The sequence below is a fragment of the Conexibacter woesei Iso977N genome (genome assembly GCF_000424625.1).
GTDB lineage: Bacteria > Actinomycetota > Thermoleophilia > Solirubrobacterales > Solirubrobacteraceae > Baekduia > Baekduia woesei_A.
Map to the genome: position 1 here is coordinate 1,691,608 of NZ_AUKG01000002.1, position 14,214 is coordinate 1,705,821.

The following is a 14,214-nucleotide window of genomic DNA, read 5'->3' on the forward strand; positions in this document are numbered from 1 at the left end:
TCCTACAGCGCCGGCGTCGCGGCGAGCGCGTCGGCGACGACCTGCTCGGGCGTCGCGTCCAGCGCCTCCGGCGCCAGGACGATCCGGTGCGACAGCACCTGGCGCGCGAGCGCCTGGACGTCGTCGGGCAGCGCGTGGTCGCGCCCCTGCAGGAGCGCGCGCGCCTTGGCGGCGCGCAGCAGCATCAGCCCCGCGCGCGGCGAGGCGCCCAGCTCGGTCCGCGCGTCCTCGCGCGTGCGCTGGAGCAGGGCGACGATGTAGGCCCGCAGGCGGTCGGAGGCGTTGACGCGCGTGGCGATGTCGATCGCCTCCAGGACGTCGGCGGCCGACGCGACCGGCTCCATCTTCTCGACACGGTCGCCGGCCTCGTGGGCGCGCAGCATGTCGACCTCGGCGGCCGGCGTCGGGTAGCCGAGCGACAGCCGCGCCATGAAGCGGTCGACCTGCGCCTCGGGCAGCGGGTAGGTGCCCTCGAACTCGACCGGGTTCTGCGTGGCGAGCACGACGAACGGGCGCGCCAGCTCGTGCGAGTGCACGTCGACCGTGACGCGCCGCTCCTGCATGCACTCCAGCAACCCGGACTGTGTCTTGGGCGACGCGCGGTTGATCTCGTCGACGAGCACGACGTTGGCGAAGATCGGGCCGGGCCGGAACTCGAAGCGGTCCTCGCGCTGGTTGAAGATGTTCGTGCCGACGACGTCGGCGGGCAGCAGGTCGGCCGTGCACTGCACGCGCTGGAACCCGAGGTCGGTGACGCGCGCGAAGGCACGGGCGAGCGTGGTCTTGCCGACGCCGGGCAGGTCCTCGATCAGCACGTGGCCCTCGGCGAGGATGCAGACGAGCAGGTCCTCGAGGATGCTCTGCTTGACCTCGACCGCGTCGTGGACGGCCTCGGCGATCCGGCGCGCGAGCAGCCCGGCCCGCGCGACCTCGGAGCCGTCGAGCGAGCCCTCGGTGCTCATCGCTGCGCTCCCGCTCCGGCGCGGAGGCGGTCGACGGTGGCGAGGATCGCGCGCGCGACCTCGGCCTTCGTGCCGCGCGGGACGGCCTCGTCGCCGGCGGCGGTGACGATCGTCACCTCGTTGTCGGTGGCATCGAACCCGATGCCCGGCTGCGAGACGTCGTTGACCACCACCGCATCCAACCCCTTCCGCTGCAGCTTGTCGCGCCCGTACTCGACCGCGCCCGCGCCATGTTCCGCGGCGAAGCCGACGAGCGTCTGCTCCGGGCGGCGGGTGGCGGCGAGACCGGTCAACACGTCCTCTGTACGTTCGAGCACCAGCGCCAGCTCATCGCGATCGGTCTTCTTCAGCTTGCCTTCGTGCGCGCTCGCGGGCCGGAAGTCGGCGACCGCCGCGCTCATCACCAAGACGTCGCAGCTCGCAAAAGCTTCCTTCGACGCCGCGCCGAGCTGCGCCGCGGTCTCGACGTCGACGTAGGTCACGCGCGGGTGGCGCGACAGCGTGACGTTCGCCGCGATCACCGTGACCTCGGCGCCGAGCGCCGCGGCCTCCTCGGCGACCGCGAAGCCCATCCGGCCCGACGAGCGGTTGCCGACGTAGCGGACCGCGTCGATCGGCTCGCGCGTCCCGCCCGCGGTGATCAGGACGCGCAGGCCGTCCCACGGGCGGGCGCCCGCGGGGACCACGGCCTCGAAGGCGGCGACGAGGTCGGCGACGTCGGCCAGCCGGCCGGTCCCCCACTCGTTCCTGGTGGCCAGCGCGCCGGTGGTCGGCGCGACGATCGTCACGCCGCGCGCCTGCAACAGCGACAGGTTGCTCTGCGTCGCCGGGTGCTCCCACATGTGGTGGTTCATCGCGGGCGCGACGAGCACCGGGCAGGACGCGGCCAGCGCCGCGGAGGTCAGCAGGTTGTCGGCCAGCCCGTGCGCGAGCTTGGCGATCGTGTTGGCCGACGCGGGCGCGATCAGGTAGGCGTCGGCGTTGCGGACCAGCTCCAGGTGCGAGGCCGGATCGTGGTCCGGCGGCTGCTGGTCGGGGAACGCGCCCCGGGCGGGGTCGCGTTCGAACTCGTCGGTCAGGACCGGGGCGCCGGTCAGCGCCGCGAACGAGGCGGCGCCGACGAACTTCTGGGCGGTCGGGGTCTGGATGACCCGGACCGCGTGCCCGGCCTTCGTGGCCAGGCGCACGACCTCGAGCGCCTTGTAGGCGGCGATGCCCCCGCTGACCCCGAGGAGCAGGCGCGCCATGGTGACCAGCCGCTCCTAGCGGTACTGGTACTTGATCTTGCCCGCGGCGACTTCCTCGAGGGCGATCGTCAAGTAGTTCTTCGAGATGGTCTCGACCATCGGCGGCGGGAACTCGTCGAACGTCCCCTCACCCAAGTTGTGGTAGTACGAGTTGATCTGGCGCGCGCGCTTGGCGGCGACGAGGACCGAGGCGTAGTTGGAGTCGACGTGGTCGAGCAGCTTGTCGATGCGGGGACTGATCACGCGGTCATTGTACCCCGGACGATGGACTCCAGCTGCTCGGCGGCGTCGTGGAGCCGGTCGTTGACGACGACGTGCTCGAACTCGCCCGCGGCGGCCAGCTCCTCCTCGGCGACCTTGAGCCGCCGCTCGACCTGCTCGGGGTCGTCGGTGCCGCGCCCGATCAGGCGCTCGCGCAGCGTCGCCTCGTCGGGCGGCTCGATGAAGATCTGGGTCGCGCTCGGCAGCGTCTCGCGCACCTGGCGCGCGCCCTGGACCTCGATCTCCAGGACGACCGGATGGCCGCCGGAGGTGTGGCGGTCCAGCTCCTCGCGCAGCGTCCCGTAGCGGCGGCCGCTGTACTCGGCCCACTCGACGAACTCGCCCGCATCGACCCTCCGCGCGAACTCCTCGTCGGAGATGAAGTGGTAGTCGACGCCCTGCGTCTCTCCCGGTCGCGGCCGGCGCGTCGTCGCCGACACGCTCATCGCGAGCTCGGGGACACGCTCGCGCAGCAGGCGGATGAGCGTGCCCTTGCCGACCCCGGAGGGTCCGGTGATGACAAATACGCCGGGCAGAGCCGGGAGGCTACTTGCGGAGCATGCTGATGAGCTCAGCACGCTGGCGATCCGAGAGGCCGCCGATGGTCTTCGAGGGCGAGATCCGGCAGGTCTGCAGGATCTTGTTCGCCTTCACCCGCCCGTACTTCGGGACGGCCAGGAGCATGTCGAAGACCTTGGCGGTCTCGAGGAACTCGGGCGGGTCGAGAAGCAGTTGGTGGATCGACACTCGACCGGCCTTCAGGTCGCGCTTGAGCTGCGCGCGACGGGTGCGGATGACGTTCGCCTTCTGGAGGGCGTCCATCCGCTGGTTGAGGCTGCGTTCGGGTGCCGCCGTGTGCTTGGTGGGCGAGTTGGCGGCCGGCGACATCGGGGCGCCGATACTACACGCCTCGGACCCCTCGGCAAGCGCCGATGGCTCAATTCGGCTGGACCTCGACCTGAGGTCGACCCTTGTTCAGGTTGGTTGACGGTCGCGCCGGGTTTTGCAGGCACTTTGCGGGGCCTCTGCGACCATCCGCAAAGCGGTCCCTCGGACCGCCGGCCGCTGTTTGCGACGTTCCGGGCGGGCGTATGTGCGTAGTCCACACCTACCCGTCCGGACGGCCGGGCGTCCTTGTTCATACAAGCGTCTCAGGAGTGCCGAAGCGGCCAGTTCGAACCTGCCGCGCGTGCCCGTCCGGCGAGCCCGCGCACCACCCGGCGCGGCCACAGCGGACCGCCGTAGATGAAGGCGGTGTAGGCCTGGACGAGCGTCGCTCCGTCCTGCAGTCGCGCCCACGCGTCGTCGGCGTTCTCCACCCCACCCACCGAGATGATGGTGAAGTCGGCGCCGAGGCGCTCCCGCAGCCGCCGCAGCACCTGCGTCGAACGTTCGGCCACGGGCGGGCCGGAGAGGCCGCCGGCGCCCGCGGCCTCGACCTCGGCCCGAGGGGTCGCGAGACCGTCGCGCGAGATGGTGGTGTTGGTCGCGATCAGCCCGTCGAGGCCGACCCGGAGCGCGAACGCGGCGACCGCGTCGACGTCGTCGTCGGCGAGGTCGGGCGCGATCTTGACGAGCAGCGGGACGGCGTTGGCGCCCATCCCCTCCCGCACCGCCGCGACGAGCGGCTCGAGCTGCTCGACGGCCTGGAGGTCGCGCAGCCCGGGGGTGTTCGGTGACGACACGTTGATGACGAGGTAGTCGGCCAGCGGCGCCAGCGCGGCGGCGCTCGCGCGGTAGTCGGCGGCCGCGTCGTCGGCGAGCTTCGTCTTGCCGATGTTCACGCCGACGACGAGACCCGGGTCGCGGCGCTTGGCGAGCCGGACCACGGCCGCCGTGGCGCCACCGTTGTTGAAGCCCATGCGGTTGACCAGCGCGCGGTCGGCCGGCAGCCGGAACAGCCGCGGCCGCGGGTTGCCCGGCTGGGGCTGCGCGGTGATCGTCCCGACCTCGACGAACCCGAAGCCGAGCGCGGCGAGCTCGTTCAGATGCGCGGCGTCCTTGTCGAAGCCCGCGGCGAGGCCGAGCGGCGACGGGAACGTCAGCCCCATCGCCTCGACGCGCAGCGCGCCGTCCCGGACGCCGCACGCGCGCGCGACCGCGCGCCGCAGCGGCCGCGGCGCCAGCGTCAACGCCAGCGCGCGCGTGCCGAGCCGGTGCGCGGTCTCGGCGTCGACCCGCCGCAGGACGAGCGTGAAGAACGCGCGCCAGATCAGGAGGCGGACCCCAGGCGCGCCGTGTGCAGCTCCTGCAGCGACAGCACGGTCATGTCCCCCGCCCGCGCCGCGCTGATCGCGCGCGCCGCGCTCAGGCCCGCGCTGAGCGTCGTCAGGCACGGGATCCCGGCCGCGACCGCGGCCCGCCGGATCTCCCAGCCGTCGGTGCGCGCGCCCGAGCCGGTCGGCGTGTTGACCACCAGGTCGACCTTGCCGTCCTCGATCCACGTGACGACGTTGTTCTCCGGGCCTTCGGAGATCTTGTTGATGACCTCGGCCGGGACGCCCCAGCGCCGGATCGCCTCGGCGGTCCCGAGCGTGGCGACGATCTTGAAGCCGAGGTCGTGCAGCAGCTGCGCGACGGCGACCGCGCCCGGCTTGTCGGCGTCGGTGACCGTGATGAACACGGTGCCCTCGCTGGGCAGCGACGCGCCCGCCGCGGCCTGGGCCTTGGCGAACGCCGTCGGGAAGTCGCGGGCGACGCCCATGACCTCGCCGGTCGAGCGCATCTCCGGGCCGAGCACGGCGTCGGAGCCCTCGAAGCGGTCGAACGGCAGGACCGCCTCCTTGACGCTCACGTGGTCCAGCGGCGCGTCCTCGGCGGGCAGGTTCAGGTCGACCAGCTTCTCGCCGAGCATCAGGCGGCAGGCCATCTTGGCCAGCGGCACGCCGATCGCCTTGGAGACGAACGGGACCGTCCGCGACGCGCGCGGGTTGGCCTCGATCACGTACAGCTGCCCGCTGTGGACGGCGTACTGCACGTTCATGAGCCCCACCACTCCGAGCCCCAGCGCGATCCCGCGCGTGGCCGCGCGGATCTGGTCGAGCATCTCCGGCCCGAGCGAGTGCGGCGGCAGCACGCAGGCCGAGTCGCCGGAGTGGATCCCGGCCTCCTCGACGTGCTGCATGATCCCGCCGACCCAGACCTCGTCGCCGTCGCAGAGCGCGTCGACGTCGACCTCGATCGCGTTCTCCAGGAAGCGGTCGAGGAAGATGTCGCGCCCGTCGCGGGCGTGGCGCGTGAGGTAGTCGGCGAGGCCGTCGCGCGAGTAGACGATCTCCATCGCGCGGCCGCCGAGCACGTAGGACGGGCGCACGAGCAGCGGGTAGCCGACGTCCTCGCCAGCGTCCAGCGCGCCCTCGATCGTCGCGGCCGCCGCCCACGGCGGCGCCTTGTAGCCGAGCCGCTCCAGCAGGTCGCCGAAGCGCCCGCGCTCCTCAGCCAGGTCGATCGAGTCAACGCTCGTGCCGAGGATCTTCACGCCCGCCTGCTCCAGGCCGTGGGCGAGCTTCAGCGGCGTCTGGCCGCCGAACTGCACGATCACGCCCTCGGGCCTCTCGACCTCGATGACGCCGAGCACGTCCTCCAGCGTCAGCGGCTCGAAGTACAGCCGGTCCGACGTGTCGTAGTCGGTGGAGACCGTCTCCGGGTTGCAGTTGATCATCACCGCGTCGCGCCCGGACTCACGGACGGTCATCGCGGCGTGCACGCAGCAGTAGTCGAACTCGATGCCCTGGCCGATGCGGTTCGGGCCCGCGCCGAGGATCACGACCGACGCGTTGTCGCCGCGCCTGACCTCGTGCGTCGCCTTGCGCTCCCAGCCGCTGTAGAAGTACGGCGTCTCGGCCGCGAACTCGGCGGCGCAGGTGTCGACGGCCTTGAACGAGCGCTCGCCGGCGAACGGCGCCTCGGGGTCCAGCGCGACGTCCTGCAGCTCGTGCAGGTACCAGCGGTCGATCGACGTCGGCGCGTGGATCTGCTCGATCGTCGCGCCCTTGCGGAACGCCTCCAGGATCACGTCGTAGCGGTCCGACGCCGGGCGCTCCAGCATCGTCAGCAGCTCCGGGACGTCGAGCGCGTCGAGCTTCGGCGGGGCGTCCAGCTCGCGCGAGCGCATCGCCTTCAGGAACGCCTGGCCGAACGTGCGGCCGATCGCCATCGCCTCGCCGACCGACTTCATGTGCGTGGACAGCTCGGCATTGGCGCCGCTGAACTTCTCGAACGCGAACCGCGGCCACTTGACGACCACGTAGTCGATCGCCGGCTCGAAGGAGGCCGGCGTGACCTTGGTGATGTCGTTGGGGATCTCCTCCAGCGAGTAGCCGACGGCCAGCCGCGCGGCGATCTTGGCGATCGGGAAGCCGGTGGCCTTCGACGCCAGCGCCGACGAGCGCGACACGCGCGGGTTCATCTCGATGACGAGGATCTCCTCGGTCGCCGGGTTGACCGCGAACTGCACGTTCGACCCGCCGGTCTCGACGCCCACCGCGCGGATGCAGGCCATCGCCTGGTCGCGCAGCTTGTTGTAGAGGCGGTCGGTCAGCGTCTGCTGCGGGGCGACCGTGACGGAGTCGCCGGTGTGGACGCCCATCGGGTCGATGTTCTCGATCGAGCACACGATCACGACGTTGTCGTTGTGGTCGCGCATGACCTCCAGCTCGTACTCGCCCCAGCCCAGGACCGACTGGTCGACGAGCACCTGGCCGATCGGCGACGCCTGCAGCCCGCGCGTCACGATCTTCGTGAACTCCTCCTCGGTGCGGGCGATGCCGCCGCCGCGGCCGCCCAGCGTGAAGGCCGGGCGGATGATCGCGGGCAGGCCGACGGCGACCAGTGCGCTCGGGATCTGCTCGGTCGACTCGACGATCGTGTTGGCCGGCATCGCCAGCCCCGCCTTGGCCATCGCGACCTGGAACAGCTCGCGGTCCTCGGCGGTGTTGATCGCGTCGTAGTTCGCACCGATCAGCTCGACTCCGTGCCTCTCGAGCGTGCCGTCCTCGTGCAGCGCCTTGGCGAGGTTCAGCGCGGTCTGGCCGCCGAGCGTCGGCAGCAGCGCGTCGGGCCTCTCCTTGGCGATGACCTGCGCGACCGGGCCGGGCAGCAGCGGCTCGACGTAGGTCGCGTCGGCGAACTCCGGGTCGGTCATGATCGTCGCCGGGTTGGAGTTCACCAGGACGATCTCGTAGCCCTCCTCGCGCAGCACCTTGCAGGCCTGCACGCCGGAGTAGTCGAACTCGGCCGCCTGGCCGATGACGATCGGGCCGGAGCCCAGGATCAGGATCTTGTGGAGGTCGTTACGGCGCGGCATCAGGCAGGGCTCCCGCTCTTGATCGCCTCGAGGAAGCGGTCGAATTGGTAGAGCGCGTCGTTGGGACCGGGCCCGGCCTCCGGGTGGTACTGGACGGTCGCGGTGTTGTGCTCGAGCAGCTCGAGCCCCTCGACCGTGCGGTCGTAGAGGTTCACGTGCGTGAGCGCGGCCTCGCCGAAGTCGGTCTGCCAGCGCACGGGCTCGTCGGCCTCGACGCGGCCGGTGCCGTCCGGCGCCTTGACCGCGAAGCCGTGGTTCTGGGCGGTGATCTCGATCTTCCCGGTCCGGAGGTCCTTCACGGGGTGGTTGCCGCCGCGGTGGCCGAAGGGCAACTTGTAGGTCTCGAGGCCGACGGCCTGGCAGAGCAGCTGATGGCCGAGGCAGATCCCCCACGTCGGGCGCTGGCCGACGAGGTCGCGGATCGTGTCGACGATGTAGCCGAGCGCCGCGGGGTCGCCCGGGCCGTTGGCCAGGAAGAACGCGTCGGCGTCGGTGGCGAGCAGCTCGGCGCTGGTCACCGTGCACGGGTGCAGCGTGACCTCCGCCCCGCGCTCGACGAGGTTGCGGACGATCGACGACTTGATCCCGGTGTCGATCGCGTGGATCTTCACGGCGCCGCCGTAGCCGACCGTGTGCGCCTGCTGCGGCGTGACGACCTTCGCGAAGTCCGCGCCGGTCATCGACGGCTCGTTGTTGATGATGTCGCGGGCCTCGGCCTCGGAGATCTCGCCGCTGAAGATGCCGCCGCGCATCGCGCCGGCGTCGCGGATGTGGCGCACGAGCGCGCGCGTGTCGACCTCGGAGATCGCCGGGATCCCGCAGTCGATCAGCCAGTCGAGCCAGCCGCGCTCGGCCTCCGGCGCGTCCTCGCGGTTGACCGAGGCGCGCATGATCGCGGCGCGCGCCCAGACGCGGTCGGACTCCATCGCGCGCTCGCTGGCGCCGTAGTTGCCGATGTGCGGGTAGGTGAAGGTGATCAGCTGCCCGGCGAAGCTCGGGTCGGTCATCGACTCCTGGTAGCCGGACATGCCGGTCGTGAAGACGACCTCGCCGACGGCGTGGCCTTCCGCGCCGACGGAGATCCCGTCGAAGCGCGTGCCGTCCTCGAGCAGGACGTAGGCATTGGGTTGAACGGGGGTCATCGCACCACTTCCAGCTGGCGGGCGCGGAACGCGAGCGTCCCGGCCGCGATGGTCAAGAGCACCTTGCCGCGCAAGGTGTTGCCGTCGAAGCAGCAGTTCGCCGAGCGCGACTCATAGCCGCCGTCGCCGACGACCCACTCGCGGTCGAGGTCGACGAGCGTGAGGTTGGCGGGCGCGCCGGGCGTGATCCCGGGCGTCGGCAGGTCGAACAGCGCGGCGCCGTCGCTCAGCCGCTGCACGAGCAGCTCGAGCGTGAGGACGCCGGGCAGGACCAAGTTGGTGTAGATCGCCGCGAACGACGTCTCCAGGCCGGTCGTGCCCATCGGCGCCTGCTCGAAGGGCACTTCCTTCTCGTCGCGCGCGTGGGGCGCGTGGTCGGTCGCGATGCAGTCGATCACACCGGACTTCAGGCCCTCGATCAGCGCCTGGCGGTCGTCCTCGGTGCGCAGCGGCGGGTTCATCTTGCAGCGCGTGTCGAGCGTCCGGACCGCCTCGTCGGTGAGGCAGAGGTGGTGCGGCGAGGCTTCGCCGGTGATCCTGACCCCGCGCTGCTTGGCATCCGCCAGCGCCTCGATCGACTCGCGCGCGCTGAGGTGCTGGATGTGGATCTTGCCGTCCTCGTAGCCGGCGATCAGCGCGTCGCGGGCGACCATCGTGGCCTCCGAGATCGACGGGATCCCGGTGATCCCGAGCTGGGCGGAGACCTCGCCCTCGTGCATCGCGCCCTTGCCGCTCAGCGACGGGTCCTCCTCATGCAGCGCGATCACGCCGCCGCAGAGGCGCTGGTACTGCAGCGCCTTGCGCAGCATGCCGGCGGAGACCACCGGCTTGCCGTCGTCGGTGAAGCCGGCGGCGCCCTCCTCGCGCAGCGCGGCCATCTCGGTCAGCTCGTCGCCGGCCATCCCGCGGGTGACGCAGGGGACGAAGCCGACGGGGATCCGGGCGTCGCGCGCGGCGGCGTCGCGGACGGAGCGCAGCAGCGGCGCGGAGTCCAGCGGCGGGTCGGTGTTGGGCATCGCCAGGACGGCGCAGAACCCGCCGGCGGCCGCGGCGCGGGTGCCGGTCTCGAGGTCCTCCTTGTGCTCCTGGCCGGGCGTGCGGAAGTGCACGTGCGGGTCGACGAAGGCGGGGAACAGCGCGCGGCCCTGGGCGTTGAGCGTCTCGGCGCCGTCGGGCGCGGTCAGGCTGCCGGCCGCGCCGATCTCGGCGATCTCGCCGTCGCGGACGAGGACGTCGCGTTGTTCGTCGAGTTGGGCGCGCGGGTCGAAGACGCGGGCCTCGCGGATCAAGATGTCCGTCTTGGGCAGGGCGCTCTGGACGAGCAGCGGCTCGGGCATTTAGGCGGGCACTCCTTCGGGCGTGCGGGCTTCGGTCGGGACGTGCGCGAGGACCTCGTAGAGGACGGCCATCCGGACGACGACGCCGGCGGCGACCTGCGCGGTGATGACGGCCTGGGGCGAGTCGACGACCTCGGCGCTGAGCTCGACGCCGCGGTTGACGGGGCCGGGGTGCATCAGCACCTGCTTGGCGCCGAGGCGGCGGCCGTTGATCTGGTACCAGGCGGCGTACTCGCGCAGCGAGGGGACCCAGGATTCGGTCATGCGCTCGTGCTGCATGCGCAGGGCGTAGACGACGTCGGCCTGGCCGAGGTCGTCGAGCGTGTAGCGGATCTCGCAGCCGAGGGCCTCGATCCCGCGCGGGATCAGCGTCGGCGGGCCGGCGAGCGTGACCCTGGCCCCCATCTTCTGGAAGGCCATGATGTTGCTGCGCGCGACGCGGCTGTGCAGGACGTCGCCGACGATCCAGATGTTGAGGCCGTCGAGGCCGCCGAGGCGCTGGCGCAGCGTGTGGACGTCGAGCAGCGCCTGGGTCGGGTGCTCGTGCTTGCCGTCGCCGGCGTTGACGACCGCGGCGGGCGTCCAGCCGGACACCAGCTCGGCGGCGCCGGCCCAGGGGGTCCGGATGACGATCGCGTCGGGCTTGTGGGCGCCGAGAGTCAAGATGGTGTCCTTGAGGGACTCGCCCTTCTCGACGCTGCTGCCGGACGCGGAGAAGTTCACGACGTCGGCGGAGAGGCGCTTGGCGGCCAGCTCGAAGCTGCTGCGTGTGCGCGTGCTCGCCTCGTAGAAGAGGTTGAGGACCGTGCGGCCGCGGAGCGCGGGCACCTTCTTGATCTCGCGATCGGCGACCTCGGCGAACGACGCCGCCCGGTCGCAGATGCGCTCGATGTCGGCGCGCTCGAGCTGCTCGACGGATACCAGGTGCTTCATGCCGTCACCTCGCTCAGTTCCGTGATGCGTACTTCATCAACTTGGTCGAGTTCTTCCACATGGACGTTGACGCGCTCGGAGCGCGAGGTCGGCAGGTTCTTGCCGACGTAGTCCGGGCGGATCGGCAGCTCGCGGTGGCCGCGGTCGGCGAGGACCGCGAGCTGGACCTTGGCGGGGCGGCCGTAGGAGAACAGCGCCTCGATCGCGCTGCGGACCGTGCGGCCGGTGAAGAGGACGTCGTCGACGAGGACGATCGTGCGGCCGTCGAGCTCGAAGTCGACGTGGCTGGCGTGGATCGTCGGCTGCTCGGCGCGGCGGCCGACGTCGTCGCGGTAGAACGAGATGTCGAGGTCGCCGATCGGGACCTCGCGCTCCAGCAGGTCGATCAGCAGCGCGTGGATGCGGCGGGCGAGGATCGCCCCGCGGCGGTGGATGCCGACGATCGCCAAGCGGTCCGGCTCGTCGTTGCGCTCGACGATCTCGTGCGCGATGCGCACGAGGGTGCGGCGCATGTCGTCCTCGTCGAGGACGACCTTCTCGTGATCCATGGTGTTCCGTCCTTCCTGGCCTCACGGGACCGGGTTAAAGGGTCGGTGCTGGGTTCAACCTAGCAGCGCGCGCGGGCGTAGAGTCGCTCCATGAGCGACCAGGAGCGTGCGCGTGCGACGTGGGCCGCCGGGGACTTCCCGGAGGTGGCCCGGACGACGATCCCGAGCGTCGGGCCGGCGCTCGTCGCGGCGGCGGGAATCCGGACCGGCGACCGCGTGCTGGACGTCGGCGCGGGGTCGGGCGCGACGTCGATCCCGGCGGCGCTGGCGGGTGGTGACGTGGTCGCTTCGGACCTCACGCCGGAGCTGCTCGCGGCGGGGCGGTCGGCGGCGGTCGCGGCGGGCGTCGCGCTGGAGTGGGTCGAGGCCGACGCGCAGGCGCTGCCGTTCGACGACGGGGCGTTCGATGTGGTGCTGTCGTCGTTCGGGGCGATGTTCGCGCCGGATCATGCGCGGGTGGCGTCCGAGTTGGTGCGGGTCGCGCGGCCGGGCGCGACGATCGCGATGGCCAACTGGCGGCCGGGCGGATGGGTGGCGGAGATGTTCGGGACGCAGGCGTCGTTCCTGCCTGCTCCGCCGGCCGGGTTCCAGCCGCCGATCCTGTGGGGCGACGAGGCGCACGTGCGGGAGCTGTTCGGGGATCGGGTCGCGTCGCTGAGCTTCACGCCGGCGGTCCAGGTGCTCGACGCGTTCGCCGGTCCGCGGGAGCTGGTCGAGTTCTACAAGTTGAACTTCGGGCCGACGATCATGGCGTTCCGGGCGCTGGCGGGCGAGCCGGAGCGCGCGGCAGAGCTGGACGCGGCGCTGCTGGCGTTCGCGGAGCGGACGAACCGCGCGGCGCCGGGCGACGCGGGCGGCGCGCGCTACGAGTTGGAGTACGTCTTGGTGGTCGGCACGCGGTCCTGACGGTCCGGGCGCTCCGGGCGGTGGTGCTCGGGCGGGCCCTTCTCGGGGAACGGGACGTCGATCCAGTCGCCGTCGTGCGGGACGACGGTGTTGGCGAACGTCGCCTGCGCCTCCTCGCGGATCTGGCGTCCGGCGTAGCGGGTCGAGATGTGGGTCAGCGCGAGCTGCCGGACACCCGCGTCCTGCGCGAGCTCGGCGGCCTGGCGGGCGGTCGAGTGGCCGGTCTCGTGCGCGCGCTCGCGGTCCTCGTCGAGGAACGTGGCCTCGTGGACGAGGACGTCGGCGTTGGCGGCCGTCTCCCGGATCATGTCGCAGGGCGAGGTGTCGCCGGTGAAGATCAGGCGGCGGCCGCGGCGGGTCTCCCCCATGACCTGCTCGGGTGCGACGCCGTTGACGGTCTCGCCCTTCTGCAGGCGGCCGAAGTCAGGGCCGAACTCGACGCCCAGCTTCCTGGCCAGCTCGGCGTCGAAGCGTCCGGGGCGGTCGTGCTCGAACAGCGCGTACCCGTACGCCTCGCCCCGGTGGCGCACGCGCAGCACGTGGATCTCGTAGCCGTCGAAGTCGACGATCGCGTCGCCCTCGAGGTCGGTGACGTTGAGGCGGTACTTCAGGCGGCCGAAGACTGTGCGCTGGAGGTCGGCGAGCAGGCGCTCGGTGCCGGGCGGGCCGAAGACGGTCAGCGGCGTGGTGCGGTCCCGGAGGTCGAAGGACTTCAACATGCCCGGGAGCCCGAGCCAGTGGTCGAGGTGGAGATGCGTGAGGAAGACCTCGGTGATCTCCGGCAGCCCGCCCTGGCGGATGAGCTGGCGCTGGGTGCCCTCGCCGCAGTCGATCAGGAGCTTGTCGGAGCCGTGGCGCAGCAGCGTGGCCGGGAGGCCGCGGGCGGCGGAGGGAACGGAGCCGGCGGTGCCGGCGAAGTGGATCGAGAGGTCCATCGGGCGCCGCTGAGGCTATCTGGCGCTGCGGTTAGGGTCCTGCGTCATGTTGAAGGAGTTCCGTACGTTCCTGTTGCGCGGCAACCTCGTCGACCTCGCCATCGCGGTGGTCATCGGCGCGGCGTTCGGCGCGGTCGTGACCGCGTTGGTGAGGGACCTGGTCACCCCGCTGATCGCCGCGATCGGCGGCCAGCCCGACTTCAGCGACCTCTCGTTCACGATCAACTCCTCGAAGTTCCTCTACGGCGAGTTCCTGAACGCCCTGCTCTCCTTCGTGATCATCGCGGCGGTGGTGTTCTTCTTCGTCGTCAAGCCCGTCGGAGCGCTCCTCGATCGTGTCCAGACCGGCGAAGCCGTCGACGAACCGACCCGCGAATGCCCCGCCTGCCTGAGCCAGATCCCCTTCGCCGCCCGCCGCTGCGCCTTCTGCACCGAAGAAGTCGGCCCGGCCACCCCACCGGCAGCAGCAGCGACCCCCGCCTAACCCGATACGCTGCCCCTGCGCACCCGCGCCCGTAGCTCAGTGGATAGAGCGCTCGCCTCCGGAGCGAGAGGTCGCTGGTTCGAATCCAGCCGGGCGCGCTGACCGGAAGCCCCGCCGCTGCGGGGCTTCCGTCGTTCTGGGACCGCGAGATCGG

The 14,214-nt window shown here is 71.6% G+C and carries 14 protein-coding genes and 1 tRNA gene; 3 read left to right on the forward strand and 12 right to left on the reverse strand.

The genetic code is table 11. The annotated features are described in order from the left end of the window. Positions 1 to 2: 2 nt before the first annotated feature. From H030_RS0120550 to pyrR, 11 genes are all read right to left on the reverse strand, one after another. Positions 3 to 962: an AAA family ATPase gene (locus H030_RS0120550; RefSeq protein ID WP_027007493.1), complete on the reverse strand. Its 960-nt coding sequence runs from the start codon at positions 960 to 962 to the stop codon at positions 3 to 5. Next, positions 959 to 2,209, reverse strand: coding sequence for a bifunctional phosphopantothenoylcysteine decarboxylase/phosphopantothenate--cysteine ligase CoaBC (coaBC, locus tag H030_RS0120555; RefSeq protein WP_051223253.1), 1,251 nt, complete (start codon positions 2,207 to 2,209; stop codon positions 959 to 961). The genes H030_RS0120550 and coaBC overlap by 4 nt, the downstream gene beginning before the upstream one ends. A 15-nt stretch (positions 2,210 to 2,224) precedes the next feature. Next, on the reverse strand, positions 2,225 to 2,452 hold the full coding sequence (gene rpoZ, locus H030_RS0120560) for a DNA-directed RNA polymerase subunit omega (protein ID WP_027007495.1): 228 nt from the start codon (positions 2,450 to 2,452) through the stop codon (positions 2,225 to 2,227). Next, a complete protein-coding gene (gmk, locus tag H030_RS0120565; protein WP_051223254.1) occupies positions 2,449 to 3,048 on the reverse strand; it encodes a guanylate kinase in 600 nt (199 codons plus the stop codon). The genes rpoZ and gmk overlap by 4 nt, the downstream gene beginning before the upstream one ends. Further along, positions 3,017 to 3,358: an integration host factor, actinobacterial type gene (mihF, locus tag H030_RS0120570; RefSeq protein WP_027007497.1), complete on the reverse strand. Its 342-nt coding sequence runs from the start codon at positions 3,356 to 3,358 to the stop codon at positions 3,017 to 3,019. Before mihF ends, gmk begins: the two co-directional genes overlap by 32 nt. A gap of 263 nt (positions 3,359 to 3,621) precedes the next feature. After that, entirely contained in the window at positions 3,622 to 4,686 is a 1,065-nt protein-coding gene (locus H030_RS40275) for a quinone-dependent dihydroorotate dehydrogenase (protein WP_051223401.1), read from the reverse strand. After that, positions 4,683 to 7,775, reverse strand: a complete 3,093-nt coding sequence (carB, locus tag H030_RS0120580) for a carbamoyl-phosphate synthase large subunit (RefSeq protein ID WP_027007498.1) — start codon at positions 7,773 to 7,775, stop codon at positions 4,683 to 4,685. The genes H030_RS40275 and carB overlap by 4 nt, the downstream gene beginning before the upstream one ends. Beyond that, the gene (carA, locus tag H030_RS0120585) at positions 7,775 to 8,917 is read right to left on the reverse strand and encodes a glutamine-hydrolyzing carbamoyl-phosphate synthase small subunit (RefSeq protein WP_027007499.1); all 1,143 of its coding nucleotides are present in this window, start codon (positions 8,915 to 8,917) and stop codon (positions 7,775 to 7,777) included. The genes carB and carA overlap by 1 nt, the downstream gene beginning before the upstream one ends. Further along, positions 8,914 to 10,254: a dihydroorotase gene (locus H030_RS0120590; protein WP_051223256.1), complete on the reverse strand. Its 1,341-nt coding sequence runs from the start codon at positions 10,252 to 10,254 to the stop codon at positions 8,914 to 8,916. Before H030_RS0120590 ends, carA begins: the two co-directional genes overlap by 4 nt. Beyond that, positions 10,255 to 11,187, reverse strand: coding sequence for an aspartate carbamoyltransferase catalytic subunit (locus tag H030_RS0120595; RefSeq protein ID WP_027007501.1), 933 nt, complete (start codon positions 11,185 to 11,187; stop codon positions 10,255 to 10,257). Further along, positions 11,184 to 11,735 (reverse strand): bifunctional pyr operon transcriptional regulator/uracil phosphoribosyltransferase PyrR, encoded by a 552-nt coding sequence (gene pyrR / locus H030_RS0120600; RefSeq protein ID WP_027007502.1) that lies wholly within the window; start codon positions 11,733 to 11,735, stop codon positions 11,184 to 11,186. Before pyrR ends, H030_RS0120595 begins: the two co-directional genes overlap by 4 nt. Before the next feature lie 90 nt (positions 11,736 to 11,825). Between pyrR and H030_RS0120605 the strand changes: the two genes are divergently transcribed. Beyond that, a complete protein-coding gene (locus H030_RS0120605; RefSeq protein WP_027007503.1) occupies positions 11,826 to 12,641 on the forward strand; it encodes a class I SAM-dependent methyltransferase in 816 nt (271 codons plus the stop codon). On the opposite strand, the gene rnz is transcribed toward H030_RS0120605, so the two are convergent. Further along, positions 12,599 to 13,576 carry a ribonuclease Z gene (rnz, locus tag H030_RS33940; protein WP_051223258.1) on the reverse strand — a complete coding sequence of 326 codons (978 nt, stop codon included), beginning with the start codon at positions 13,574 to 13,576 and terminating at the stop codon, positions 12,599 to 12,601. The two genes, H030_RS0120605 and rnz, sit on opposite strands and share 43 nt — an antisense overlap. Positions 13,577 to 13,622: 46 nt before the next feature. On the opposite strand from rnz, the gene mscL reads away from it, so the two are divergent. Further along, on the forward strand, positions 13,623 to 14,060 hold the full coding sequence (gene mscL / locus H030_RS33945) for a large conductance mechanosensitive channel protein MscL (protein WP_035128041.1): 438 nt from the start codon (positions 13,623 to 13,625) through the stop codon (positions 14,058 to 14,060). A gap of 25 nt (positions 14,061 to 14,085) precedes the next feature. Beyond that, positions 14,086 to 14,158: transfer RNA gene (locus tag H030_RS0120620), tRNA-Arg, on the forward strand. Positions 14,159 to 14,214 lie beyond the last annotated feature (56 nt).

What these genes read in the sequence shown, in the direction of transcription:
- H030_RS0120550 (WP_027007493.1), bottom strand. Translation starts at nt 962, where the DNA reads ATGAGCACCGAGGGCTCGCTCGACGGCTCCGAGGTCGCGCGGGCCGGG.
- coaBC (WP_051223253.1), bottom strand. Translation starts at nt 2,209, where the DNA reads ATGGCGCGCCTGCTCCTCGGGGTCAGCGGGGGCATCGCCGCCTACAAG.
- mihF (WP_027007497.1), bottom strand. Translation starts at nt 3,358, where the DNA reads ATGTCGCCGGCCGCCAACTCGCCCACCAAGCACACGGCGGCACCCGAA.
- carB (WP_027007498.1), bottom strand. Translation starts at nt 7,775, where the DNA reads ATGCCGCGCCGTAACGACCTCCACAAGATCCTGATCCTGGGCTCCGGC.
- carA (WP_027007499.1), bottom strand. Translation starts at nt 8,917, where the DNA reads ATGACCCCCGTTCAACCCAATGCCTACGTCCTGCTCGAGGACGGCACG.
- H030_RS0120590 (WP_051223256.1), bottom strand. Translation starts at nt 10,254, where the DNA reads ATGCCCGAGCCGCTGCTCGTCCAGAGCGCCCTGCCCAAGACGGACATC.
- H030_RS0120595 (WP_027007501.1), bottom strand. Translation starts at nt 11,187, where the DNA reads ATGAAGCACCTGGTATCCGTCGAGCAGCTCGAGCGCGCCGACATCGAG.
- pyrR (WP_027007502.1), bottom strand. Translation starts at nt 11,735, where the DNA reads ATGGATCACGAGAAGGTCGTCCTCGACGAGGACGACATGCGCCGCACC.
- H030_RS0120605 (WP_027007503.1), top strand. Translation starts at nt 11,826, where the DNA reads ATGAGCGACCAGGAGCGTGCGCGTGCGACGTGGGCCGCCGGGGACTTC.
- rnz (WP_051223258.1), bottom strand. Translation starts at nt 13,576, where the DNA reads ATGGACCTCTCGATCCACTTCGCCGGCACCGCCGGCTCCGTTCCCTCC.
- mscL (WP_035128041.1), top strand. Translation starts at nt 13,623, where the DNA reads ATGTTGAAGGAGTTCCGTACGTTCCTGTTGCGCGGCAACCTCGTCGAC.